Annotated in this window: 18 protein-coding genes; 7 read left to right on the forward strand and 11 right to left on the reverse strand. The window is 74.5% G+C overall.

Going from position 1 to position 24,872, the window contains the following annotated elements; translation table 11 throughout:
• Positions 1–261: 261 nt before the first annotated feature.
• Positions 262–2,409, reverse strand: a complete 2,148-nt coding sequence (locus tag ACMA1D_RS18945; protein WP_414725177.1) for an NACHT domain-containing protein — start codon at positions 2,407–2,409, stop codon at positions 262–264.
• 771 nt (positions 2,410–3,180) lie between these two features.
• A complete protein-coding gene (locus ACMA1D_RS18950) occupies positions 3,181–6,558 on the reverse strand; it encodes an NACHT domain-containing protein (protein ID WP_414725178.1) in 3,378 nt (1,125 codons plus the stop codon).
• A gap of 623 nt (positions 6,559–7,181) precedes the next feature.
• Between ACMA1D_RS18950 and ACMA1D_RS18955 the strand changes: the two genes are divergently transcribed.
• On the forward strand, positions 7,182–7,976 hold the full coding sequence (locus tag ACMA1D_RS18955) for a M23 family metallopeptidase (protein WP_414725179.1): 795 nt from the start codon (positions 7,182–7,184) through the stop codon (positions 7,974–7,976).
• A gap of 154 nt (positions 7,977–8,130) precedes the next feature.
• Here ACMA1D_RS18955 and ACMA1D_RS18960 read toward each other — a convergent pair whose 3' ends face one another.
• Together ACMA1D_RS18960 and ACMA1D_RS18965 are read right to left on the reverse strand one after the other, a co-directional pair.
• Entirely contained in the window at positions 8,131–8,637 is a 507-nt protein-coding gene (locus ACMA1D_RS18960; RefSeq protein ID WP_414725180.1) for a hypothetical protein, read from the reverse strand.
• Between the two features lie 55 nt (positions 8,638–8,692).
• Positions 8,693–9,208, reverse strand: a complete 516-nt coding sequence (locus ACMA1D_RS18965; RefSeq protein WP_414725181.1) for a hypothetical protein — start codon at positions 9,206–9,208, stop codon at positions 8,693–8,695.
• A gap of 25 nt (positions 9,209–9,233) precedes the next feature.
• Between ACMA1D_RS18965 and ACMA1D_RS18970 the strand changes: the two genes are divergently transcribed.
• Both ACMA1D_RS18970 and ACMA1D_RS18975 read left to right on the forward strand, forming a co-directional pair.
• Positions 9,234–9,788 carry a hypothetical protein gene (locus ACMA1D_RS18970; RefSeq protein WP_414725213.1) on the forward strand — a complete coding sequence of 185 codons (555 nt, stop codon included), beginning with the start codon at positions 9,234–9,236 and terminating at the stop codon, positions 9,786–9,788.
• Between the two features lie 27 nt (positions 9,789–9,815).
• Positions 9,816–10,073 carry a hypothetical protein gene (locus ACMA1D_RS18975; protein WP_414725182.1) on the forward strand — a complete coding sequence of 86 codons (258 nt, stop codon included), beginning with the start codon at positions 9,816–9,818 and terminating at the stop codon, positions 10,071–10,073.
• Between the two features lie 416 nt (positions 10,074–10,489).
• On the opposite strand, the gene ACMA1D_RS18980 is transcribed toward ACMA1D_RS18975, so the two are convergent.
• The gene (locus ACMA1D_RS18980) at positions 10,490–11,083 is read right to left on the reverse strand and encodes a TetR/AcrR family transcriptional regulator (RefSeq protein WP_414725183.1); all 594 of its coding nucleotides are present in this window, start codon (positions 11,081–11,083) and stop codon (positions 10,490–10,492) included.
• A 183-nt stretch (positions 11,084–11,266) separates the two neighbouring features.
• On the opposite strand from ACMA1D_RS18980, the gene ACMA1D_RS18985 reads away from it, so the two are divergent.
• Entirely contained in the window at positions 11,267–12,280 is a 1,014-nt protein-coding gene (locus tag ACMA1D_RS18985; protein ID WP_414725184.1) for an NAD(P)-dependent oxidoreductase, read from the forward strand.
• A 103-nt stretch (positions 12,281–12,383) separates the two neighbouring features.
• Here the strand turns inward: ACMA1D_RS18985 and ilvD are convergent, their stop codons facing one another.
• The 4 genes from ilvD to ACMA1D_RS19005 all read right to left on the reverse strand — a co-directional run bounded on the left by ilvD (position 12,384) and on the right by ACMA1D_RS19005 (position 17,053).
• Entirely contained in the window at positions 12,384–14,246 is a 1,863-nt protein-coding gene (gene ilvD / locus ACMA1D_RS18990) for a dihydroxy-acid dehydratase (RefSeq protein WP_414725185.1), read from the reverse strand.
• Between the two features lie 167 nt (positions 14,247–14,413).
• Positions 14,414–15,103 (reverse strand): TetR family transcriptional regulator, encoded by a 690-nt coding sequence (locus tag ACMA1D_RS18995; protein WP_414725186.1) that lies wholly within the window; start codon positions 15,101–15,103, stop codon positions 14,414–14,416.
• Positions 15,100–15,924: a sugar phosphate isomerase/epimerase family protein gene (locus tag ACMA1D_RS19000; protein ID WP_414725187.1), complete on the reverse strand. Its 825-nt coding sequence runs from the start codon at positions 15,922–15,924 to the stop codon at positions 15,100–15,102. The genes ACMA1D_RS18995 and ACMA1D_RS19000 overlap by 4 nt, the downstream gene beginning before the upstream one ends.
• A gap of 166 nt (positions 15,925–16,090) precedes the next feature.
• The gene (locus ACMA1D_RS19005) at positions 16,091–17,053 is read right to left on the reverse strand and encodes a Ppx/GppA family phosphatase (protein ID WP_414725188.1); all 963 of its coding nucleotides are present in this window, start codon (positions 17,051–17,053) and stop codon (positions 16,091–16,093) included.
• Positions 17,054–17,356: 303 nt separating this feature from the next.
• Between ACMA1D_RS19005 and ACMA1D_RS19010 the strand changes: the two genes are divergently transcribed.
• Positions 17,357–18,226: a hypothetical protein gene (locus ACMA1D_RS19010; protein WP_414725189.1), complete on the forward strand. Its 870-nt coding sequence runs from the start codon at positions 17,357–17,359 to the stop codon at positions 18,224–18,226.
• Positions 18,227–18,539: 313 nt separating this feature from the next.
• Here the strand turns inward: ACMA1D_RS19010 and ACMA1D_RS19015 are convergent, their stop codons facing one another.
• The gene (locus tag ACMA1D_RS19015; RefSeq protein WP_414725190.1) at positions 18,540–20,339 is read right to left on the reverse strand and encodes a sigma-70 family RNA polymerase sigma factor; all 1,800 of its coding nucleotides are present in this window, start codon (positions 20,337–20,339) and stop codon (positions 18,540–18,542) included.
• Positions 20,340–20,735: 396 nt separating this feature from the next.
• Here ACMA1D_RS19015 and radA point away from each other — a divergent pair, with 396 nt between their 5' ends.
• Positions 20,736–22,163 (forward strand): DNA repair protein RadA, encoded by a 1,428-nt coding sequence (radA, locus tag ACMA1D_RS19020; protein ID WP_414725191.1) that lies wholly within the window; start codon positions 20,736–20,738, stop codon positions 22,161–22,163.
• A gap of 101 nt (positions 22,164–22,264) precedes the next feature.
• Complete coding sequence (disA, locus tag ACMA1D_RS19025; RefSeq protein WP_176162463.1) at positions 22,265–23,389, forward strand: DNA integrity scanning diadenylate cyclase DisA; 1,125 nt, start codon at positions 22,265–22,267, stop codon at positions 23,387–23,389.
• 295 nt (positions 23,390–23,684) lie between these two features.
• On the opposite strand, the gene ACMA1D_RS19030 is transcribed toward disA, so the two are convergent.
• Positions 23,685–24,731 (reverse strand): hydroxyacid dehydrogenase, encoded by a 1,047-nt coding sequence (locus ACMA1D_RS19030; RefSeq protein WP_414725192.1) that lies wholly within the window; start codon positions 24,729–24,731, stop codon positions 23,685–23,687.
• Between the last annotated feature and the right edge of the window lie 141 nt (positions 24,732–24,872).

Below are 24,872 nucleotides of genomic sequence, written 5' to 3' on the forward strand. Positions count from 1 at the left end.
GTGCACGGCGCGCACTCGGCACGGGGCCCGCCCCCGGGACCGCTTCGGCGGCCCGGGGGCGGGCCTTTTCCGTGGGCGCTGGCGCGTGGCTGTTCCCGTACGTGTGTGCTCGCGCATCGGTTTCTGCGTGGGCCCGTTGCTCCGCGTACGCGCTCGCGCCCCACCGTTCTCGGCCGCGTACGGGCGATGCGCACACGCGTATGTGCGTACGCAGCGCCGGGCTGGGGCCGGGGCCGGCCCTCGCTGGCCTGGCCGTCGGGGTCAGTCCTGGATGACCTGGATGCCGGCGGGGACCGCGACGGGCGTTGCGGTGCGGGGGAGTTGCAGGGTGTGCAGGTGAGGGAAGGCGCCCAGCCAGTCCAGGGGCGCGGGGCCCGGGTCGTGGGTGAGCCAGAGGTGGCTGAGGGGGCCGGGGGCGAGGCCGGCGACGAGTTGGGCCGGGGTGAACTCCCCGGTGACCTGGACGCACGGCCGGCCGCCGAGCCGGCGCAGCGCGGCCAGCTCCTCGGGGCTGGAGACCGGGAACTCCAGATCGCTCGGGTCGAGGTGGGCGATGATCTCGTCGGCGTAGCGGTCGGTGTCGTACCGCCGCCAGGACCCGGCGAGTTGGGCGCGTACCGGCCAGGAGGCGCGGTCGCGGAGCCGGGTCAGGTAGTCGATGGCCCGGTCGTCGGCGACCGAGGTGGCGGTGACGGCCAGCCGGTGCGCCTCAGCGTCCGACACACGGGCCGGGTCGGGCAGCATCTCCAGGACGATCGCCCCGATCCAGCCGAGCGCCCTGGCCCCCTCCAGGGTGGTGGGGCGCATCAGGTCGCGGGTGTAGCGGTGGACGCGGGCCCGTACCGCCGGGTCGAGTTCGGTGGCGTGCTCCAGGCAGGCGGCGGCCAGCAGCTTGCGGTGCCGGGCCTCGACCGGCCGGCCGCCCTTGCGCGGTGCGAGCAGGGCCTCTAGGAGGTAGCCGCATTCGTCGGGCCTGGCGAGGGCGACCGCCATCCGGATGACCTCCTCCCAGTCGTCCAGGTGGGCGTGGTCGATGAGGAAGTCGAAGTCGTGGCGCTCCACGGCCGCGCGGGCGCCCAGGTAGTCCTGGAAGGTGCGGTGCACGAAGTCGACGGTGTCCGGTGTGGGTTCGCGGAGCAGCCCGGTCCGGTTGAGCAGATGGCGGTAGATCTCCTCCGGCCCGCCCTGTTCGGCGGCGTGCGGGATGGCCGGCAGGTGTTGGGCGAGGATGTCGAGCGCCACGTCGCGGTCGATCTCGGAGCGGCCGTTGACCAGCATCCAGTGGGCCAGCTTCTGGAGGAGTTGCACCTTGGGTTCCTGCGGCAGGTCGATGCCGTCGGTGGGGTGCATGTCGCGCTCGCGGTCCCGGCGCTCCAGGAGCATGGAGAGGGCCGCGTCGTACAGCGCCCGCCGGCCGCGCGGCAGATAGCCGCGGCGGTCCCGGTGCAGGGCGCAGATCAGGCCGCACAGCAGCGGGTTGGTGGCGAGGCGGCCGAGTTCGCGGGTGATGCGGACGGCGCCGAGCAGCGTCTGCTCGTACGCGTCGATGCGGTCGAGGTCGGTCGCGTCCTCGCGGGCCGCGGCGTGCCAGCGCTGGATGAACGCGGCGACGCCCTCGCGGCTGAGCGGGGCGAGCGTGAGCTCGGCGAACCCGTCGTCGGTGAGCCAGTGCTCGGGCACTGCCGAGGGGCGCGAGGTGACCAGGCAGACGGTGTCGGGGTAGCGGGCGAGGAGGTCGCGCACGGCGTGCCTGAGGCGTTCGCGGTCCGTCTCCGGGGCCTCGTCCACGCCGTCCACCAGCAGCAGGGCGCGCCCGGCGGCCAGCACCCGGTTCGCCCAGCCGGGTGGTTGCGCGCCGGCGCACGGGTGGTGGGCCGCGGCCAGGAACCGGGCCGGCGCGGGAAAGCCGGGACCGCTGCGCCGGCCGCGCCCGGGGTCGCTGGAACCGGCCCCTCCGCGGGGCTCGCCTGGTGCGCCTGGTGCGGCCGGGCCACCCGGTCCTGCGGGCCCGCCGTGCTCGCGGGTGAAGCGGCGTACGGGGAGGACGAAGGGGACCCGGCCGCGCAGGGCGTGCAGCGCGTCGGGCAGTGCGCCGCGGGCCACCGCGACCGCCAGCCACTGCACCAGGGTCGTCTTGCCGGAGCCGGCGATGCCGCGGAGCAGCACGCGGTGCCGGCCGGCGAGCGCCTGCTCGGCGCGGAGCACGGCGCGCGGCCCGGCCGCCGCGCCGCCCCGGCCGTCGCCCTGCTGCTCGAACTCGGCCTCCAGGCTGAGGTAGGCGGTCTCCAGCGACCAGCGGTCGGGCGAGTGGGCGAGGTCGATGCCGTAGATGGTGAGGTGGTTGTGGCTGGCGACGAGGGAGCGTGCGTACTCCTCCTCGAAGGCGACGTCCGCGGCGTTCGATTCCATGGCTTCCCCGGCTCCCCCTGGTGGGTGTGGGCGTGTGCTCGTGGGTGGGGTGGGTGTGTTGGGTGTGGTGGGCTTTGGGTGGGTGTCCTTCTCAACTGGAGGGTGGAGTGGGCGGGTTGGTGGGTTGGTGGGCCTGCTGGGCGGTGGGTTGGTGGGTTGGTGGTGAAGACGCGGGTGTGGTGGGGGCGGTTCGCGCGGCGGTGTTCGTACGGTGCGGGGCTCGTACGGTGTGCGGCCGTGTGCCGTGGCGCTCGTACGGTGGGGGTTCGAGCGGGGTGGTGCGCGTACGGTGCGGTGCTCGGGGTGCCGGTTGTCGTGGGCACGGTTCTACGGGACGCGGGCCGGGAGGGGACCCGGTGAGCGTGGCCGGGGTGTGGCGGGTGGTTCGTGGTGCGGGGCCGGTCCGCTGGGGCTAGTGGGGGCGGGACCCCTCCCGGTCGGGGCTCCCTACGGTGGCGTTGGGCAGGCGCCATCTCGTACGGGTGGCGTCTGTTCCGGGTGGGCGCCCGGCCGGGGTCGGGTCTCGGTGGTCGACTCCCCGGGCGGGCGCCCGAGCCCGATGGGCCCGGCGCGTCAGCAAGCTCGACGGGGGGCGGCCCCTGGCCCTCAAGAGGCCCCGGCTGCCACCGACTTCAACGGGCCGGCACCCCAGCCTCCACAGGCAACCCCCACAACCCCAGCCCCCGAAGGCCCGGCAACCCAAGCCCTCAGCAGGACCGGCAACCCCAGCTCCCGAAGGCCCGGCGGCCCCCAACCCGCCTCCGTGCTACCTCACTCCCGCAGCCACTCTGGCAGCAGATCCGGATCGAGGGCTTCCACGCCCGTGAGGTGGGTGTCGCGGGGCAGGTGCAGGGTGCGGAGGTGGCGGAGGTCGGCGAGGGGGGTGACGTCGAGGCGGGCGTCCGACATGACGCTAGTCAGGTCCAGCCAGCGCAGCCCGGGGAGCGCGGTGGGCAGCGCCGTCAGCCTCGGAGCGTCGTCGAAGAACGCGTCCACGACCAGGTGCGCGAGGCGCGGGAGGCGGTGCTGCGGGCCGAGATGGTCCAGCGCGCGGCCCCTGACGTCCAGGTAGATCAGCTCGTCGAGCGTGCAGACGGTGTCCCAGTCGGCGGCGCTGGTCGGGCTGTTCCCGCCGAGTACGAGATGTTGGAGCTGCGGCCAGTGGGCGAGGGCCGCGAGCCCGTCGATGGCTTGTGGCAGCAGGCGCATGTCCAGCGTGCGCAGCGGGGCGCCCCGCGGGAACCAGTCAAGGCGCCACCGAACGTGCGGCCCCAGCCGCACGTCGAGCGACGTCAGCCCGTCGAGCGAGCGCAGCGGGCTGAGGTCCAGCTCGTACATGTGGGTGTCGGGCAGGCTCAGCACCAGCGCGGACAGCGGCAGTCCGGCCAGCGCAGTCAGGTCGTGGATGCGGTCGCAGTCCTGGATGTCGAGGGTGACCAGTTCCCGCTGCCCGGCGAGGAAGCCCAGGTCGGTGAGGATCTGGTGGTCGCGGATGCGCAGGTGGCTGAGGCGGTGCCCGCGTACGTAGTCGGCCATGGCGGCCGGGTCCAGGTCGCCGCGGGTCTCCAGCCGGGGTCGGCCGCCGAGCGCGGCCAGTTCGGCGAGTTCGGCCGCTGAGGTCGCCACGTAGTACAGCCCCTCGGGCGCCAGGTGCGCGATGACCTCGTGCGCGTACCGCTGGGTGTCGAACCGCTGCCAGGCCCAGGCGAGTTGGGACCGTACCGAGATCGCCGGGTGTTCCCGGAACCGGGCCAGGGTCGCGATGGCTGCGTCGCCCTCGATGTGCGAGGCGGTGACGACGACCCGGGTGGCGTCGCGTTCGGAGAGCCCTTCCGGCCCCGGCAGCAGCTCCAGGACGAGCGGGCCGACCTCGGCGAGCCGGCGGGCCTCCTCGTTGGTCCGGGGCGGGATCAGCCGCGCGGTGCGCCGCTCGACCTCGCCGCGCACCGCGGGATCGAGCTCGGCGGCGTGTTCCAGGCAGGCCATCGCCAGCAGGTGGATGCGCATCCGGGTGCCCGGGTCTTCGGCGGCGTCGCCGCGTTCGACCAGCTCACGCAGGAGTTCGGCGCGCTCGCGGGGCCGGGCGTGGGCGACCGCGAGCCGGATCACGTCCTCCCACTGGTCGTCCGCCGCGTGGTCGAGCAGCAGGCCGATGTCCCACTCCTCGACCGCGCGCTTGGCGCCCAGGTAGTCCTGGAAGGTGCGGTGCACGAAGTCCACGGCGCCCGGGGTCGGTTCGCGCAACAGGCCGCTGCGGTGCAGCAGGTGCTGGAAGACGGTGGCCGCGTCGCCCTGCCCCGCCGCGGCCGACACCGCGGGCAGCGCGTCCGCGACGATCCGCTGGGCGTGGTCGCGGTCCAGCTCGGTGCGGCCGTTGCGGATCAGCCAGTACGCGAGCCGCTGGAGGAGTTGCACCTGCGGCTCGTCCGACAGCTCGATGCCGTACGGGCCGCTCATGTCGCGCTCCCGGTCGCGGCGGGTCAGCAGCATGGACAGGGCCGCGTCGTACAGCTCCTTGCGGCCGTGCGGGAGGTAGCCGCGGCGGTCCCGGTGCAGCGCGCAGAGCAGGCCGCACATCAGCGGGTTGACGGCGAGGCGGCCCAGGTCCTGCTTGGTGCGTACGGCGCTGAGCAGGGACTTCGCATAGCCGTCGATGCGCTCGGCCGCCTCGCCGGTGGCCTCGGCGCGGGCGGCCGTGTGCCAGCGGCCGATGAAGGAGGCCACCTCGTCGCGGCCCATCGGCAGCAGCGTCAGCTCGTCGAAGCCCTCCCGGCCCAGCCAGTGGTCGCGTACGGCGGAGGGGCGGGAGGTGACCAGGTAGAGGTTGCCCGGGTACGCGTCGAGCAGGTCGCGCAGCCAGCCGCGGGTCTGTTCGCGCTCCCGCTCGGGGATCTCGTCGATGCCGTCGACCAGGACCAGGCCGCGGCCCTCGCCGAGCACCCGGTCCGCCCAGCCGGGCGGCTGCGCGTCGGCCAGCGGGCAGCCGACCGCGGCCAGGAACCTGCCGGGCGTCGGGAGCTGCGCCCCGCCCCGGGTGAGGGTGCGCAGCGGCAGGACGAACGGGATGCGGCCGTACACGTGCACCAGGCGGTCGTCGTACTGGCGGCGGGCCGCGACCACCGCGAGCCACTGCACCAGCGTGGTCTTGCCGGAGCCGGCGGTGCCGCGCACCAGCACCCGTTCCCGGTCGGCGAGCGCCTGATCGGCGCGGAGGGGCGGGGCGGGGACGGACAGCTCGTCGGCCGGGTCGAGCAGGTCGGTGTCGGCCAGGTCGGCCAGGTCGCGCAGGTCGATCGGGCCCAGGGGGTCTGCCGGGCCGCCCCCGGGCCCGTCGGTGGCGCGGCCGGTCGGCCGGTCGCCCTCCGGGCCGTTCGCCCAGGCGCCGGCGTTCCCCGTGCGGTGGTGGGCGGTGTGCCGGTCCGGGGCCGTACGGGTCGCCTGGAGGCTCAGGTACGTGGCGTCCAGCGGCCAGCGGTCGGGCGAGTGGGTGAGGTCGATGCCGTAGATGGTGAGCGTGCCGTGTTTGCGGGCGATGTACTGCGCGTACCGCTCGTCGAAGGCCACGTCGGTCGCCGCGTGCGTGGGGTTGCGCTCGATCAGTGCGTCGACCTTGGCCACCAGCCCGGCCAACTGCTCGCTCTGCTGGACGAGGGTGTGCGCGACGAAGCTGGAGCGCTGCGTGAAGAAGTGCAGGATGTGCAGGCAGGCGGTCTCCAGGACGCGCTGGTAGAGCGCCGTGGCGGGCTCGCTCAGGCCGCGCAGCCGGGCCTGGTCGGGGGCGTCCGCGGTGAGCCGGTGGGCCAGGCTGCGCGGGCCGTGCCGGACCGCCTCCACGTCGCTGAGGTGCAGATCGCCGAGGCCGTGCAGGGTGGCGGCCAGCGCGCGGGCGACCGCCTCCTCCTCGTCCTGCGGCACCGGCCGCTCGTGCGGGCCGGCCGCGCGAACGCTGCGCCGGACCAGTTCGGCGGCGAGTCGGTGCAGGTCACGCTCGGTGAGGGTGCGCTTTTCGCCGCGGAAGGAGACCAGCCCCGAGATCCGCACCGGCCGGTCGACCAGCCCTGCGCCCGGCGGCTCCACCACGAACAGCTTCTTGACGATCGGCACGATGGCGCTCGACAGCAGCCGGACGCCGATGGCTGATGGTTCCACTGCCCGTCCCCCGATTTCCGAATCCCCCGCGCGGCCCGTACGGACCGCACCCGCCCGGGGCGCCCCCGCCGTGCCCCGCGCCCCCGTCCGTGGCCGGCGCCGGGCCGCGTCCCCAGCGCCCGGCCGGTGCAACAGGCTACTGCGGACGGGGGGCGCCGGACCCGCAGCGGGGCGGCGAACGATCAGCCGCGCGGCACGCGCGGGGCCCGTGGGAGCGGTGTCGCCGGTGACATGGGGCACAGCCCCCCGACGGCCTACTAGGTCAGGTAGCGGGCCGGGCCGCGGGCCGGCCGGGACTTTCGGCCCCTTGGCCCCGGGCCTTTCGCGAGGGGGCGGCCGGGGCTTTTTCCATACGGCGCGCGAGGCCCGGAAAATGCGGCCCGGAAGGGCACGGGATGCCGCCGAACGCACCACGGAATGGTCTTTACGGGTGATCGCCCGCGGTGTGGAAGGGACGAATTCCCCTCGCTCGTGCTACGAGAAGGAGTAGTAGAAGGCCAATACATACACCCCTTGGCAGAAAACCGGGCCCGGGTTACCAAGGTATGGCGATCCCGGCGAACCGCAGAGGATTCGCAGTCGGGATCAATACATTTCCTGGATTTCTCCGGAGGTACTTCCGTATGACGCAGCACACCAAGGCCACCCGCGTGAACAAGTCGGTCCTGCGCACTCGCGCCACCGTGTTGGCCGTGGGTCTGGGCGGCTCGCTCGCGCTGGGGACCGGGGTGGCGCTGGCAGCGACGCCGCACTCCCCCCTCTCCGCCGCGGCTTCGGCCGATTCCCTGGTCAAGTCGATTCAGGCACAGGCGAAGACGCAGCAGAAGGCGGCGGACCGGGACGAGAAGAGCGCCGCGCAGAAGAACGAGAAGCACACCAAGAAGGAAAAGGGCAAGAAGGCCGACCAGAAGAAGGCCAAGAAGGCCGGCGAGCGGGACAAGGGGCACGGTGCGAAGGGCAAGCGTGCCGACCGGTCCAAGCGCGGCCCGCTGAACGCCTCCTCCTGGGTCGCCCCGGTCGGCGACGCGCCGCTGAGCGCGCCGTTCGCGGCCGGCGGTGCCCGCTGGGCGCACGGCCACTCCGGCCAGGACTTCGCCGTCTCCACCGGCACCTCGGTCAAGGCCGCGCACGGCGGCACCGTGATCAAGGCCGGCGGCAACGGCGGCGGCGACGGCCCGGCGTACGGCAACGCCATCGTGGTCAAGCACGCCGGCGGCACGTACTCGCAGTACGCGCACCTGTCGAAGATCAAGGTGGCCGTGGGCCAGTCGGTCCGCGCCGGCCAGGAGATCGGTCTCTCCGGCAACACCGGAAACTCCTCCGGTCCGCACCTGCACTTCGAGATCCGCACCGGCCCGAACTACGGCTCCGGCATCGACCCGCTGGGCTTCCTGCGCGGCCACGGCCTGAGCTTCTGACCGGGCCCCCGCCCGATCCGCCGCACCCGCCCGGCCACGTGGCTGAGCTGCGGTGACGGCACCCCACGCGACGAGCGGCGGCCGGTCCCCCCGAGGGATCGGCCGCCGCTCGTCGTGCTGTCGCGGGCTCGGGTCGGAGGCTCAGCGCCCGGGCTCAGCCCCCCGAGTGGGCGCCGCTGCCCCGGTGCTCGGCGTCGGGGCACGCGTCGCCGTCGTCCTCGCCGACGGCGACGCCCAGCGGCCCGGCCAGGGCGGCCGAGAGCGCCGCGCAGAGCGGCAGTTGCAGCGTGAACAGCGCGACGATCAGGGTGAGGAAGGCGTAGTCGACGGCCTGGCCCGCGCCGTCGGACACGAACCTGACCACGCTGATGACCAGCAGCACGCCCGCGTACGCCACCGCGTTGCGGGTCGCGATCAGCCAGCGGTGCGGCGTCGGGCGGGTCGCCGCGAGCACGCCGATCACCAGGGCCGCGGCCACCGGGAAGACCAGCGCCGACGGGCTGAGCCAGTCGCTGGAGAACGTCTGCCAGGAACTGTCGCCGTCGTCGTCCGGATAACCGCCCGCATAGATCAACACGAACGACAGGAGCGCACCCACCGCCCACGGAATGCAGGACGTCGCTATCGCGAACGTGGCTGCCTTGGGAAGGGGTGCGCTCATGGGTCGTGCCAATCGTCAGGGGGCCAGACGGACGGTTTCCGTACCGTGCATTCCGTCAGTACCCGCCGTTGTTGCCAATCGTAGCCGCGGGGCAGGCCGGCTTGAACAGGCAGGTCGGGCTGGCCTGCTTGGCGGTGTGCAGGAACTTCGTGTACGTCTTCATCGGCGAGCGGGTGAATCCGCTGATGATGATTTCGTGGTCGGGCATCTGCTTGTGCCGGCCCGAGATGTAGAAGTCGCCGCTGCGGCTGATCCTGGCGTTGTAGTAACCGGAAATGCTGCCGACGCTGCAATACGGGTTACCGGCCTCGGTGATGCCCCGCACCTGAGCCGTCTTCGAGTTCTGCGACATCACCCGGAACGACATCTTCTTCTTGCTCGCCGTCTTCTTGGCGACGAACTTCCCATTCGTCTTGTAGACGTGCGTGGTGCCGATGTGCGCATTCCACGACGAGCCGCCCTCCCAGTACACGATTCCGGTGAGGTCGGTGCGGTGGCTCTTGCTGTCGGCCTTGCTGAAGCCGCGGTTGTCGCCGGCGTACTTGTAGCCCTTGGTGTACTTGCAACCCACCGGCGCGGTGACCCACTTGCTGCGGATGAAGGTGCGGTACTTGATCGTCGTGGAGTGGTACTTCTTGGCCTTCGCCTCGGCCTTGAACGCGGCCGACTCCAGCGCGGCGGGCTGCGCCGAGGTGGGCACCTGGACGTTCAGGTTCCAGGTGTGGCCGTTGACCGGCCGCTCCCCGGTCCTGGCGAAGTCGGCGCGCTCGCCGTCCGTCCACTCGCTCGCCGGTGCGTTCGCCGTGGTCGAGATCGTGTACTCGCTCTCCGCGCCGGGCCGCACCGCCACGTCGCGCAGGCTGGTGCCGCGGGTGGTGGCGATCAGCTTGCCGTCGCGGAAGACCTGGTACGGGGCGGCGCCGCGCACGCCGGGCCAGGACAGGTCGACGAACTCGGAGTTGGAGGCCCAGGCGGCCCGGGCGGTGGTGGCCGAGGTGCCGGCCAGGGTGGTGCCGGCCAGCGTCGGGCCGTCGTCGCCGGCGCCCTTCAGGACGGTGAAGTCGGTGGCGGCGCCGGTGATGTGGCGCAGCGCCCGCGGGGCCTTGCCGCCGTCGGTCAGGAAACGGCCCTGGCCGGCGCTGAACCGGTAGTCCGCGCTGCGGACGGTGGTGGTGCCGGTGCCGAAGGCGGTCTCGGCGGCGGGGGCGGGGTGCGCCGCGGCCGGGGCGTCGCCGGTGAGCGGGCTGGCCACCGCGCCGGTGGTGCCGCCGGTCAGCAGGGCCAGCGGCAGCGCCACGGCGACCAGCGCCCGGGGCGCCTGCCGGCGGGCGCCCTGGGCGATCGACGGGTCCGACGGGTCAGCGGACCGCGTCGGGTCCGGCTCGGCGCCCGGTGCGGACCCGGTGGAAGTGCTGCGTATGGAACGCATGAAGTGATGTCCCCCTGAAAGCCTGATGGCTGGCTTGATTCTGGCCATCGCAGTTCGGTCATGCTGGGCCAAATGGTGGCCGCAGTGCAGGTCACCCTAGCTGCAATGGCGCGTACAGGTCACGTCTGTATGGCGTATAAGAGTCGCCGGGCGCTGCGGCCCGCGGCGGATGCCCGGGCAGGGGTGCGGGGCGTTCCGGGGCTGGTGGCGCCTTCCCTGCGGGTGGCGGCAACTCGCGTACGACGGGCGGAAGTTGGGGCACCAGCGGGGCGGGCGGGGCCGCCGTGCGACAGGTGTCGCCGGTCGGTTTCGCCGCGCGGCAGGTGTCGTTGGCCGGGGCCACCGCGCGGCCGAGGCCATCGGCCGGGCCCTCCGCGCGCCAAGCGGCGGCCGAGGCCGCCGGGTTGTCCGTACCGGCCGGGCCTAGCGTGCGGCGCGCACCAGTTGGGCCAGATAGCGGCCCGCGATCTCCAGCGGCTCGGTGCTCTGCGAGACCTGGGCGGCGAGTTCGGCGCCCTCGATGGTGCTGATGGCCAGGTGGGCCAGGTCGTGGGCGGCCGGGTCGGGGATGCCGGCGGTGCGCAACTTGGTGTGCACGAGGGCGCGCCAGCGGGCGAACGCCGCGGCGGCTGCGGCCTGGATGTCGGGGGCGCGGCCCGCCGTGCCGAGGGCGGTCGCGGTGATCGGGCAGCCGTCGGTCCAGTCGGAGGCGGCGAGCCCCGTGGCGAGGTCCCGGCAGAGCGCGGCGAGGGCGGCGGCCGGGTCGTCGTCGGCGTCCAACGCGGCGCTGAGCTCCTCGGCGAACTCCTGGTCGCCGTGGTGGATCGCGGCGACGGCCAACTCCTGCTTGCCGCCGGGGAAGAAGTGGTAGACGGAGCCGAGGGTGGCCTGGGCCTGCTGGGCGATCTGCTTGATGCCCGTGCCGTCGTAACCCTGGCGCTGCATCAGCGCGGAGGCCGCGCGGACGATGCGGGCGCGGGTGTCGGGGGCCCCGGCGTTCTTCGTCTTCGTGCTCACGCCCGTCAGTCTACGCAGTAGAACGTTCGTTTTAGAGCTGTGCTACGGTGCCTCCCGGCGCTAAGTAGAGCGTTCGTTTTAGCGGATGTCCTCGGGGACGGATCATTGGGAGGGGTCGCCATGCGTACGGCTTCGGGCGTGGGTGGTGTCGGTGACGTGGGTGGAATCGATGGCGTTGCCGGCGTGGGGGCGAGCGTTGCGTCGGGTGCGGGTGCGGGTGCGGGTGCGGGCGCACGGACGGGCGCGGATGCCGTCGCGGGTTCGCCCGCTGCGGCGGGGCCGGGGGCGGCCGTCAAGGACGGGGGCACGGGTCCCGACCCGGCCGGGCGCTCGGTGACCGTGCTCGGGCTCGGGCCGATGGGGCGGGCGATGGCGCGCGCGTTCCTGGCCCGCGGGTACGCCGTGACGGTGTGGAACCGCACCGCGCACAAGGCGGACGACCTGGTGGCGGCCGGCGCGCGGCGGGCCGGTTCGGTGCGGGAGGCGCTGGCCGCCAATGCGCTGGTGGTGCTCAGTCTGACCGACCGCGCCGCGATGTACGCGCTCCTCGAACCGGCGGTGGCCGCCCTGCCGGGCCGGGTGCTCGCCAACCTCAGCTCCGACACCCCGGACGGTGCCCGTGCGGCGGCGGCCTGGGCGGAGCGGCACGGCGCGGGGTACCTCGCGGCCGGCATCGCGGCCTCGCCGCCCCAGGTCGGCACGGACCAGGGCCGTGCGTACTACAGCGGCCCCGCCGAACTGTTCGAGGCGCACCGCGGGGCGCTCGGGGTGATCAGCCCGGTCGAGCACCTGGGCGCCGATCCCGGGCTCGCGCCCCTCTGCTACCAGGTGCAGATGGACCTGTTCTGGACGGGCCTGACCGGCTGGCTGCACGCGGTGACGATGGCCGAGGCACACGGGGTGGGCGCGGCGGAGGTACTGCCGTACGTGCTGGACGTGGCCGGCTCGCTGCCGGAGGTCCTCCGCTTCTACAGTGCCCGTCTCGCCGCCGGCGACGACACCGGGGACGTGGACCGGATCGCCATGGGTGCGGCGAGCGCGGCCCACGTGGCGCAGACGGCGCGCGCCGCCGGCGTGGACCCGACGCTGCCCGATGCGGTGCTCGCCACCTTCCAGCGCGGCCTCGCCGCCGGCCACGGCGACCGCAGCTTCACCGCCCTGCGCGAGGCCCTGCGGGCGGCACCCGCGCGGGCGTGAACCGGGCGGGCGTGAACCGGGCGGGCGTGACCGGGCGGGCGTGAACCGGGCGGGCGTGAACCGGGGCGCCGGCGAACCGGCCCGTGGGCCCGCCCGCCCCCGCTCAGCCCCCGAGCCGGCTGACGTCCCGGACCGCGCCCTTGTCCGCGCTGGTGGCCATCGCCGCGTACGCGCGCAGCGCCTGGGAGACCTTGCGCTCGCGCGCGGCCGGGCGGTAGTCGCCGAGCCGTTCCAGCAGGGCCGCCCGGCGCTCGGTCAACTCCTCGTCGGGGACGAGGAGTTCGATGGTGCGGGCGGGGATGTCGATGCGGATCGGGTCGCCGTCCTCGACCAGGGCGATGGTGCCGCCGGACGCCGCCTCGGGCGAGGCGTGGCCGATGGAAAGGCCCGAGGTGCCGCCGGAGAAGCGGCCGTCGGTGACCAGGGCGCAGGACTTGCCGAGGCCGCGGCCCTTGAGGAAGGAGGTCGGGTAGAGCATCTCCTGCATGCCGGGGCCGCCCTTGGGGCCCTCGTACCGGATGACCACCACGTCGCCCGGCTTGACCGTCTTGTTCAGGATCTTCTCGACGGCCTCCTCCTGCGACTCGCAGACCACGGCCGGGCCCTGGAAGGTCCAGATCGACTCGTCCACGCCTGCGGTCTTGACCACACAGCCGTCCACGGCGAGGTTGCCGCGCAGCACGGCGAGGCCGCCGTCGGCGGAGTACGCGTGCGCGGCGTCGCGGATGCAGCCGCCGGCGGCGTCGGTGTCCAGCGAATCCCACCGCTCGGACTGCGAGAACGCCTCGGCCGACCGCTTGCAGCCGGGCGCCGCGTGCCACAGTTCGAGCGCCTGCGCGGTGGTCGCGCCGCTGCGCGGGTCCCAGGCGTCGAGCCACTCCTTGATGCCGGCGGAGTGGACGGTGTGCACGTCCTCGTTGAGCAGCCCGGCGCGGTAGAGCTCGCCGAGGATGGCCGGGATGCCGCCGGCGCGGTGCACGTCCTCCATGTAGTACGTGCCCTGCGGCGCCACGTTCGGGGCGACCTTCGCCAGGCACGGGACGCGGCGCGAGACGGCGTCGATGTCGGTCAGGTCGTAGCCGGCGCCGGCCTCCTGCGCCGCGGCCAGCAGGTGCAGGATCGTGTTGGTCGAGCCGCCCATCGCGATGTCCAGCGCCATCGCGTTCTCGAACGCGGCGTGCGTGGCGATGTTGCGCGGCAGCACACTGGCGTCGTCCTCGCCGTAGTAGCGCCGGGTCAGCTCCACGACGGTGGCGCCGGCCCGCTCGTACAGCTCCTTGCGGGCGGTATGGGTGGCCAGCACCGAACCGTTGCCGGGCAGCGCCAGGCCGATCGCCTCGGTCAGGCAGTTCATCGAGTTGGCCGTGAACATGCCCGAACACGAGCCGCAGGTGGGGCAGGCGTTCTCCTCGATGCGCAGGATGTCCTCGTCCGAGACGTCCTCGTTGACCGCGTCGCTGATGGCGTTGATCAGGTCGAGCTTGCGGACGGTGCCGTCGACCAGGGTGGCCCGGCCGGCCTCCATCGGGCCGCCGGAGACGAAGATCGTGGGGATGTTCAGCCGCAGCGCGGCCATCAACATGCCCGGGGTGATCTTGTCGCAGTTGGAGATGCAGATCAGGGCGTCCGCGCAGTGCGCCTCGACCATGTACTCCACCGAGTCGGCGATCAGGTCGCGCGAGGGCAGGCTGTACAGCATCCCGCCGTGGCCCATCGCGATGCCGTCGTCCACCGCGATGGTGTTGAACTCGCGCGGCACGGCGCCCGCCGCCTTGATCGCCTCGCTGACGATCCGGCCGACCGGCTGGAGGTGGGTGTGCCCGGGCACGAACTCGGTGAAGGAGTTGGCCACCGCGACGATCGGCTTGCCGATGTCCTCGCTCGCTACCCCGGAGGCCCGCATCAGCGCGCGGGCGCCCGCCATGTTGCGGCCGTGGGTGACGGTACGGGACCTCAGCTCGGGCACGGTGCTCACTCCCTGGTGACGCCTGACGCGTACGCCGGTGCGTACGTCAGTGCATGCGTACGGTGTCGTACGAGCCTACGCCCCCGGCTCCAAGATCTGGACGCGTATTCCGGGATGCGAGACGGGCGTGGGGCGTCCGCCGGTCAGTGCGCCGGCCGGTGGGCGCGTCAGCCGGTGGCGTCCCGTTCGGTGCCGCCCCGTTCGGCGGGCGCGGGCGCCGGCGCGGGCTCGGGGGCGGTCGGCGCGCCGGTCAGCAGCCGCTGGACACCCGGTGCGACCAGCGCGATGACCTCCTCGGGGGCGGCGCTGGCCAGCGGCTCCATCTTGATCACGTACCGCAGCAGGGCCATCCCCACCAGTTGGGCCGCGGCGAGTTCGGAGCGCAACTGCGGGTCGGGGACGTCGAGTTCGGCCGCGACGCGGAACATCAGCTTGGTGGAGACCAGCTCCCGGAAGACGGCCGCCGCCGCGTCGTTGCCGACCGCCGAGCGGAGGATCGCCAGCAGCGGCTCGCGGTGCGCCGGGTTCTCCCAGATGCCGAGGAAGAACCGGGCCAGCCGCTCGCCCTGCTCCGCCGGCGGCGCCGCCAGCAGCATGTCGGGGGCGAGCAGCGCGGGCCCGAAGTCCAGCTCGACGGCGGCGGCGAAGACCCGTTCCTTCGTACCGAAGTAGTGGTGGACCAGGGCCGGATCCACGCCGGCGCCCTTGGCGATGCCGCGGATGGACGCCCTGTCGTAGCCGCGGGCGGCGAACTCCGCGCGCGCCGCCGTCAGGATGCGGTCCCGCGCCGCCGGCTCGCCCGCGCCGCCGGCCCGCGGCCGACCGCGCCGGCGCGGGGCGCTGACGCCCTCGCTCACGGGCCGGCCGCCTCGGGCGGGACGGCCAGGTGCAGCCGGGTGAAGGCGAGCGCCTCGGCGAGGTCGGCCTCGCGTTCGGCGGCGGACATCGACCGCCGGGTGTTGACCTCGACCACGACGTGGCCGGTGAAGCCGTTGCCGGCCAGCCGCTCCAGGAGGGCCGCGCACGGCTGGCTGCCGCGCCCCGGCACCAGGTGCTCGTCCTTGCCGGAGCCGCCGCCGTCGGCGATGTGCACGTGCGCCAGCCGGTCACCCATCCGGTCCACCATCGCCAGTGCGTCGGCGCGGGCGGTCGCGGTGTGCGAGAGGTCGACGGTGAAGTGCCGGTAGTCGTCCTTGGTGACGTCCCAGTCGGGCGCGTACGCGAGCATCTCGCGGTCCCGGTAGCGCCACGGGTACATGTTCTCGACGGCGAACCTGACGTCCGTCTCGTCCACCATCCGCCAGATGCCGCTGACGAAGTCCCTGGCGTACGAGCGCTGCCAGCGGAACGGCGGGTGCACCACCACGGTGGAGGCGCCCAGCCGCTCGGCCGCCGCCCGCGCCCGCTGGAGCTTGACCCACGGGTCGGTGGACCACACGCGCTGGGTGATCAGCAGGCAGGGCGCGTGCACGGCGAGGATCGGCACCTGGTGGTAGTCGGACAGCCGGCGCAGCGCCTCCACGTCCTGGCTGACCGGATCGGTCCACACCATGACCTCGACGCCGTCGTACCCCAGGCGCGCCGCGATCTCGAAGGCCGTCGCCGTGGACTCCGGATACACCGAGGCCGTGGAGAGGGCGACCTTCGCATCCGGGATGCGCACCACTGGCTCCGTCACGAGGGACAGGGTACGGCGTGTCGCCGTCCGGGCCAGGGGCCGGCGGGCCGCGGGCCACCGGCCGGGCCGTACGGGCCAGCCGCCGCGCGGGCCGCCCGTTGCCCTCACCGCCGGTGGCCGGGGGCCGCCCCGCCGCGCCCGGGCCAGTCCGTTCGCCGCGCCCCCGCTACCCCGTCGTGAGCTGCCCCAGGGCCGGGCGCTCGGCCGGCAGGTGGTCCAGGCGGCGCAGGATCACGCCCTCGCGCAGCGCCCAGGGACAGATCTCCAGCTCCTCGACCTCGAAGAGCTCCATCGACGCCTCCGCGACCAGCGCCCCGGCCACCAACTGGCCGGCCCGGCCGACCGAGACCCCGGGCAGTTCGGCGCGTTCGGCGGTCGGCATGTCGGCCAGCCGGGTCACCCACTCGGTCAGCGCCGTCCGGTTCAGGGCGCGCTGCACGTACAGCCCCTCGGCCGAGCGCGCCGCGCCGGTCAGCCGCGCGAGCTGCTTGAACGTCTTGGACGTGGCCACCACGTGGTCCGGCGGCCCGAGCCGGCTGAAGTCGCCGACGACCCGGGCGATCTGCGCCCGCACGTGCCGCCGCAGGGCCCGTACGTCGTCCGCGTCCGGCGGGTCGCCGGGCAGCCAGCCGCCGGTGAGCCGGCCCGCGCCCAGCGGCAGCGAGACCGCCGCGTCGGGCTCCTCGTCCTGGCCGTACGCGATCTCCAGCGAGCCGCCGCCGATGTCGAGCACCAGCAGCCGGCCGGCCGACCAGCCGAACCAGCGGCGCACCGCGAGGAAGGTCAGCCGCGCCTCCTCGTCGCCGGTCAGCACCGCGAGCCGGACGCCGGTCTCGGCCGCGACCCGGGTCAGGACCTCGTCCACGTTGGTGGCCTCGCGGACCGCGGAGGTGGCGAAGGGCAGTACCTCCTCACAGCCCTTGTCCTCGGCCGCGCGGAGCGCATCGCGCACCACCGCGACCAGCCGGTCGATGCCGTCACTGCCGATGGAACCATCCGGATCGAGCAGCTCGGCCAGGCGCAGCTCCGCCTTGTGGGAGTGCGCGGGCAACGGGCGGGCACCGGGGTGGGCGTCCACCACCAGGAGGTGCACCGTGTTCGAACCCACATCTAGGACACCGAGTCTCATGGCCAGAACGCTACTGTGCGCGGCGAACGGCTCGGCGATCGGCTGGTCACGATACGGCTCGATTGGTCACGATACGGCGACGGGGAGTGGCCTCCGGGAGTGCGGAAAACCCCTGCGACGGGTGGGGTGGAGGGGGCCGCGCGCGGTCCGCGGGGCCGCCGGCCCGCCCGTCCGCGCCGGGCCGCGCGGGCCGGGATCCACCTGCCCAGGGTCCGAAATCGGCCCGCGGCAGGTCGCGCGGCCGGCGGCGGTCACATCCGACCGGGCAACGGGATGCCGCCGGTTGGCGCATACGCTGGGGGCGTGGCAAAGACCAAAAAGGCGAAGCAGGGCAAAGCGCCAAAGCAGGGGTCGCCGAAGGCGCCGAAGAAGCCCACCGCCGGGGCGCCGGACCCCGCGGACGAGCAGGGGCTCGACTTTCCGCGGGCCTGGGTGGAGTTCCCCGACCCGGCCGACGACGAGCAGGTCTTCCGCTGTGACCTGACCTGGCTGACGTCCCGCTGGAGCTGCATTTTCGGCCAGGGCTGCCAGGGCATCCAGGCCGGTCGGGCGGCCGACGGCTGCTGCACGCTCGGCGCGCACTTCTCGGACGAGGAGGACGAGCAGCGGGTGGCGGGGCACGCGGCCCGGCTCACCCCCGAGCTGTGGCAGTTCCACGACGTGGGCACGCGCACCGGCTGGGTGCAGGAGGACGAGGACGGCGAGCGCCAGACCCGGCGCTACGAGGGCTCGTGCATCTTCCAGAACCGCCCGGGCTTCGCCGGCGGCGCCGGCTGCGCGCTGCACATCCTCGCCCTGCGCGAGGACCGGGAGCCGCTGGAGACCAAGCCCGACGTGTGCTGGCAGCTCCCCGTCCGCCGCACCTACGACTGGGTGGACCGCCCGGACGACACCCGGGTGCTGGTCGTGTCGATCGGCGAGTACGACCGCCGCGGTTGGGGCCCGGGCGGCCACGACCTGCACTGGTGGTGCACCTCGGCGACGTCGGCGCACGGCGCGGGCGACCCGGTGTACGTCACCTACCGCCCCGAGCTCACCGAGCTGATGGGCCCGGCCGGCTACGCCGAACTGGTCACCCTGTGCGAGGCCAGGCTCGCTTCCCTGCTCCCGATGGCCCCGCACCCGGCGGACCCGCCCCGGGCCACCACGAACGGCACGCCCGCCGAAGCCTGACCCGCCCCGGGACACGCCCGACGCGCCCGGCGACCCACACCGGCGCCCCGTACCCGCGCCGCCTGGCCGCAGACCGCCCCGCCGCCGGCGCTCCCACCTCGCCGCCCCTGCCCGCGCAACGCAAGGAGCCGAGGTCCGGTGGGGGCCGGACCCCGGCTCGTCCAGGGGTCCCGTACGGGATCTCGTACGGAGAGGCGTGCGGGGGACGCGTACGGAGCGCTCGTACGGGTGCGCGCGAGGTCGTGCGGGTTGATGCGGGGTCGTGCGGCGGAGCAGGGCGGGACGGGGAAGCCGATGAAGCGCGGGGCCGGTGCTACGGGGCCGGGCTGCCCGCCGGTTCGGTCGGCTGGGGGGTCGGGTCACTCGGGGCCGGGGTGGGCGTGGGTGTGGGGGTCGGTTCGGTGGGCGTCGGGGTCGGTTCCGGGGCCGTCGGTTCGCCGACGCCCTCGATGGTGACGACCGAACCCGTCGGGGTCACCGAGATGCGCCCGGTCCACGGGCCGACCGGCTCCCGCGCGTGGTCGACGGTGACGACCAGCGTCACCGACTCGCCGGCGCCGAGCTCGCCCGAGCTCTGGCTGAGCAGCAGCCACGGCGCGTCCGGCACGGCCGACCAGCGCACCGGCCCGCCGGCCGCGGTCAGGATGATCAGCGTCGCGTCGCCGCTGGGCTGCGCCGCCACCGTCAACTGCCCCGGCACCGGCGCGCTGCTGCCGGTCCCGGGCGTGGGCTGCTCGGCGCCCGGCGTCGCCGCCGGGCTGGCCGTCGGGGCGCCGTCGGCCGGGTCCTTCGGCTGCTTGCGCTCCGCCGGGTCGCGCCGCTCGGGCGAGCGCCAGCCGACGTCGGCGTCGGGCGCGTTCCCGCGCGCGTTGCCGGCTTCCTCGTACGGCGCGCCGCCCAGGTCGTCCCGCTCGGTCGCGGAGACCCCGCCGCCGCCCGCCTGGCTCTCGCCGGTGAGCGGGGCCCCCCGGTAGGCGGCCCACAGGGCGAGCACCGGGGCGGCGATGACGGTGGCCACCACCGTCGTGGTGACCGCCCGGCTGCGCAGTCGGCTGCGCCGGGCGGCGCGGTCCTTCGGGTCGATCGGGAAGCCGCGCCGGTCGAACCGCGGCCAGGCCGCCGCCCGTGGCGACCGGCCGCGCAGCGCCCACTGCATCGCCGCGCACACCGCGGCCCGCGGGGCCTCCAGGATCGGCAGTGCGGCCGGCGCGGTGGCGGTGCCGGGCCAGGGCCCGCCGGCGGTGGCCCGTTCGGCGGTCCGCCGGCACTGGCCGCAGTCGTCGACGTGGCGTACGAGCTCGCGCCGCAGCGCCGCGGAGAGCAGCACCTGGGCGTCGCCGGCGAGCCGGGAGACGGTGGGGCAGCGGCCGAGTTCCACCACGGCGAGCGCCGCGCGGGTGCGCTCCACCTCGCAGGCCGCGCTGGCCAGTAGCGCCCGGGTCTCGTCCGGGTCGCCGCCGATGACGGCCGCGACCTCGTGCGGCGAGAGCTGGTGGCGCACCGCGAGCTCCAACGCCTCGCGCTGCTCGGGGCTGGTGCCGGCGGCCTCGGGCCAGGCGAGGGCGGCCAGGTCACGGCGTCGCTGGGCGGGGGCGGTGGGTGCGAGTACGGGGTGGGGGTGGCCGGGGTGGGCGGCGCGGGAGCGGGCGGGGCGGGGGCCGCCCGCGCGCAGTTCGGTCAGCGTCCGCAGGCAGGACCAGCGGGCGAGCGCGTACAGCCAGGGGCGGCGCAGTCCGACGTCGGTGCTGGGCGAGTGCTTGCCGGGCCCTGGGGCGCGGGCCCGGCCGGGCGGCAGAGAGAGTTCGGGGGCCATCGGGGGCGGGGCGGCCGAAGCCATCGGGGGCGGCACGGCCGCGCCGCCGTCCTTGGCCGTGAACCCGGCGGCCCGCCCGCGCAGCCGCCGCCGCTCCGCGACCGCGAGCGCCTCGCCGAGTGCGGCGGTGGCGGCGTCGTGGTCGCAGAGCACGGACAGGCAGTACGTGAAGAGGCCGTCGAGATACGGCTCGTAGCACGCGGGGGGACGCTCTGCGAGGGGACGGGGGGCGCGCGCAGCGCGTCGTTGAGCGCGGTGTGCGCCGGTGGGATGCGTGGGGTGCTCAGACCTGCTGCTCATCACCTGGCGACGGTAGGGGGATCACACCGGGTCACCCGCCTAGCACGGGCACCTTTAACTCATACGGGTGACCATCTCCCTCGAAAGGGGACAGACTTCTCACTTTGCGTGATTCCCGGGGCCCGACCTTGACATATGCGCCTGGCTCGTCCCGATTTCGTTGGCCACCGGTCACCCGTACCGGCGCCGACACGCCCGGCGGAACGCCCACCGGCCACCGGCCGCGTACCGCCGACCGGCCGAACGCCGCTGCCCGCCCCGGGGGTCCGCCGGCCGGGAAGCGCCCACGCACCGGGAGCGCCGCCGCCCGGGAAGCTCCACCGCCCTGCCCCGCTCGGTCGCCGGGCGGGCCCCCGCGGCCCGGGATTGTCGGACCGCACCGCTACGGTGATGAGCATGGCCACCCGTAGCTCCCGTTCGTCCGCCAAGGACCGCCCCTCCTACCGCTGTAGCGAGTGCGGCTGGACCACGGTGAAGTGGCTCGGCCGCTGCCCGGAGTGCCAGGCGTGGGGGACGGTCGAGGAGTTCGGCGCCGCCCCCGCGGTGCGCACCACGGCGGCCGGTCGGGTCACCACGGCCGCGCTGCCCATCGCCCAGGTCGACGGCCGCCAGGCCGCCGCCCGCGGCACCGGCGTGGACGAGCTGGACCGGGTGCTCGGCGGCGGCCTGGTGCCCGGCGCCGTGGTGCTCCTCGCGGGTGAGCCCGGCGTGGGCAAGTCCACGCTGCTGCTCGACGTGGCCGCCAAGGCCGCATCCGAGGCGCACCGCACGCTCTACATCACCGGCGAGGAGTCGGCCAGTCAGGTCAGGCTGCGCGCGGACCGCATCGGCGCGCTCTCCGAGCACCTGTACCTGGCGGCCGAGACGGACCTGTCCGCCGTCCTCGGCCACCTCGACACGGTCAAGCCCTCGCTGCTGGTCCTGGACTCGGTGCAGACCGTGGCGTCTCCCGAGATCGACGGCGCGCCCGGCGGGATGGCGCAGGTCCGCGAGGTGGCCGGGGCGTTGATCAGGGCGTCCAAGGAGCGCGGCATGGCCACCGTCCTGGTCGGCCACGTCACCAAGGACGGCGGCATCGCGGGCCCCCGCCTGCTGGAGCACCTGGTGGACGTGGTGCTCAGCTTCGAGGGCGACCGGCACGCGCGGCTGCGCCTGGTGCGCGGCATCAAGAACCGGTACGGGGCGACCGACGAGGTCGGCTGCTTCGAGCTGCACGACGAGGGCATCACGGGCCTGGCCGACCCGTCGGGCCTGTTCCTGACCCGGCGCGCCGAGCCGGTGCCCGGCACGTGCCTGACGGTCACCCTGGAGGGCCGCCGCCCGCTGGTGGCCGAGGTGCAGGCGCTGACCGTGGACACCCAGATCCCCTCGCCCCGGCGCACGACGTCGGGCCTGGAGACCTCCCGCGTCTCGATGATGCTGGCGGTGCTGGAGCAGCGCGGCCGGATCAGCTCGCTCGGCAAGCGCGACATCTACAGCGCCACCGTCGGCGGCGTGCGCCTGACCGAGCCCGCGGCCGACCTGGCCGTCGCGCTCGCGCTGGCCAGCGCCGCCAGCGATACGCCGCTGCCGATGAACCTGGTCGCCATCGGCGAGGTGGGACTCGCCGGCGAGGTCAGGCGGGTGACCGGGGTGCAGCGCAGGCTCGCCGAGGCCGCCAGGCTCGGCTTCACGCACGCCCTGGTGCCCAGCGACCCGGGGAAGATTCCCGCCGGCATGAGGGTGCTTGAGGTGGCCGACATAGGCGAGGCCCTGCGTGCCCTGCCGAAGCGGCCACGGCGAGAGGCGCCCCAGCCCCCACGCGAGTCGGCGGACCGCCGGTAGACTTTGCCCTGGTCTCGCCCGCACGCCCGTACGCAACGACACCGCGTACGTCCGGCAGGGCGGCCTGCGGCACCGACCAGATCTGGCGACGGAGGAGTGCAGTGGCAGCCAACGACCGGGCGACAGCTCCCGGCAGGGCCGGTGGAAGCTCCGGTTCCGATCGTCTGATGCGCGCCTCCCTGAGCGCGGTCGCGCCCGGTACGGCGCTCCGGGACGGCCTGGAGCGCATCCTGCGCGGCAACACCGGCGGACTCATCGTGCTGGGCATGGACAAGACCGTCGAGTCGATGTGCACCGGCGGGTTCGTACTCGACGTCGAGTTCTCGGCGACCCGGCTGCGCGAGTTGTGCAAGCTGGACGGCGCGCTGATCCTCGACAAGGACATCACCAAGATCGTGCGGGCGGGCGTGCAACTGGTGCCCGACGCCTCGATCCCGACCGAGGAGACCGGCACCCGGCACCGCACGGCGCAGCGCGTCTCCATCCAGGCGGGCTTCCCGGTGGTCTCGGTCAGCCAGTCGATGCGGCTGATCGCGCTGTACGTGGACGGTCAGCGCCGGGTCCTGGAGGACTCGGCGGCCATCCTCTCCCGCGCCAACCAGGCGCTCGCCACGCTGGAGCGGTACAAGCTGCGGCTCGACGAGGTCGCCGGCACGCTCTCCGCGCTGGAGATCGAGGACCTGGTGACGGTCCGGGACGTCACCGCGGTCGCCCAGCGTCTTGAGATGGTCCGCCGCATCGCGACCGAGATCGCGGAGTACGTGGTGGAGCTCGGCACCGACGGCCGGCTGCTCTCGCTCCAGTTGGACGAGCTGATCGCCGGCGTCGAGCCCGAGCGGGAACTCGTCGTGCGGGACTACGTGCCCGAGCCGACCGCCAAGCGCTCCCGCACGGTGGCCGACGCGCTCGCCGAACTCGACGCGCTCACCCACCCCGAGCTCCTCGAACTCCCCATCGTCGCCCGCGCGTTGGGCTACAGCGGCTCCCCCGAAACGCTCGACTCGGCGGTCTCCCCGCGTGGGTACCGGCTGCTCGCCAAGGTTCCGCGGCTGCCCGGTGCGATCATCGAGCGCCTGGTGGAGCACTTCGGCGGCCTCCAGAAGCTGCTCGCCGCCAGCGTCGACGACCTCCAGATGGTCGACGGCGTCGGCGAGGCCCGCGCCCGCTCGGTCCGTGAGGGGCTGTCGCGACTGGCGGAGTCGTCCATCCTGGAGCGGTACGTCTAGCTCGCGACACGCTCGCCGCGTGGCCGCTCCGCGTTCTGGGGTGGCTTGCGGTCGGTGGGCCTTTCCGCTGGCCGCGGGGCTACTCGGCGGGATGGGGATGTCGGGGGCACGCCCGCCGTTCGTGGCCGCGGCCGGTCCGCGGGAAGTGGGCCCCGCCGAGCCACCCGCACCGGGCCGCCCCGTACCGCGCCCCGCCGCGCGGCACGTGGCACTTTCGGGGGCGGGCCCTGCGAAGTGCCACGTGGGGCGGTGGTGGGGCGACGGGGCCCGTACGGCCCGCGCCGCGGTGGCGGCGCTACGCGCGGAGCGCCGCGTGGTCCGGGGGGAGGGCGTGGGCGAAGCCTTCGCCGTGGGTCCAGCGGCGTACCTCGGCGATGGCCAGGGCGGCCAGCCGGCGCAGTTCGGTGCCCTGGGAGCCGGCGATGTGCGGGGTCAGCAGGACGTTGTCGCAGGTCCACAGGGGATGGTCGGGAGGCAGCGGGTCCGGGTCGGTGACGTCGAGCACGGCGTGGATGCGGCCAGCGACCAGCGCTTCGGTCAGCGCCTCCTGGTCCACCACCGCACCCCGGGCCGTGTTGATGAGGGTGGCGCCGGGGCGCAGCGCCGCCAGGAGTTCCCGGCTGACCAGGCCGCGGGTGGCGGGCAGCAGCGGGGTGTGCACGCTCACCACGTCGCTGCTCGCGAAGAGTTCGTCGAGTCCCACCGCCCGCGCCCCCCACTCCGCGGCGGCCCCGGCGCTCACGTACGGGTCGTACAGCAGCACCTCCAGATCGTGCGGGCGCAGCAGTTCGATGACCCGGCGGCCGGTCAGTGAGGCGCTGAGGACGCCGACGGTGCGCTGGTAGTTGCCGTCGTCGGGGCCGACGTACTGCCAGTGTTCGCGGGCCCTGGCGGCCCGGTAGGAGTGGGCCGCGGCGAGGACGCGCTTGCCGGCGAGCAGGATCATCGCGAGGGCGTACTCGGCCACCGGGAGGGCGTTGGCGCTCGCGGCCGTGGAGACCTCGATGCCGCGCTGCCAGCAGGCGGCGCCGACGTGGCCGCGTACCGAGCCCGCCGTGTGCACGATCGCCCGCAGCCGGGGCGCGGCGGCCAGCGCCCGTTCGTCGATCGGCGGACAGCCCCAGCCGGTGATCAGCAGTTCGGTGTCGGCGAGCACCCGGCGGGCGTGCGCGGTGTCGAAGTCGGTGAGGGCGGGCGGCGGCACCAGGTCGGTGAGCTCGGCGAGTTCGGCCAGCGCCGCCGCGTCGAGTACGCCGTCGGCCGCCTCGGGCGCCATGGCGAGCGCGGCCCGCGGCCGGAGGGCGGCGGCCGGTCGCCCGGCCGACGGATGGGCGGTCTGCATGCGGCTCCTGGTCTTCGGTGGCGGGCCGGCCACGGCCCGGCGGGGCGGGCGGCCCCCGCCCTTCGGCGGGCTGCGGCCTCTCGCGGGTGGTGTGCGGTGGGACGACCGGCCTTGTCTACCCGACGGGCCGGCCGCTGTCTG

Source organism: Streptomyces sp. 796.1 (genome assembly GCF_047525675.1).
Lineage (GTDB): Bacteria > Actinomycetota > Actinomycetes > Streptomycetales > Streptomycetaceae > Streptomyces.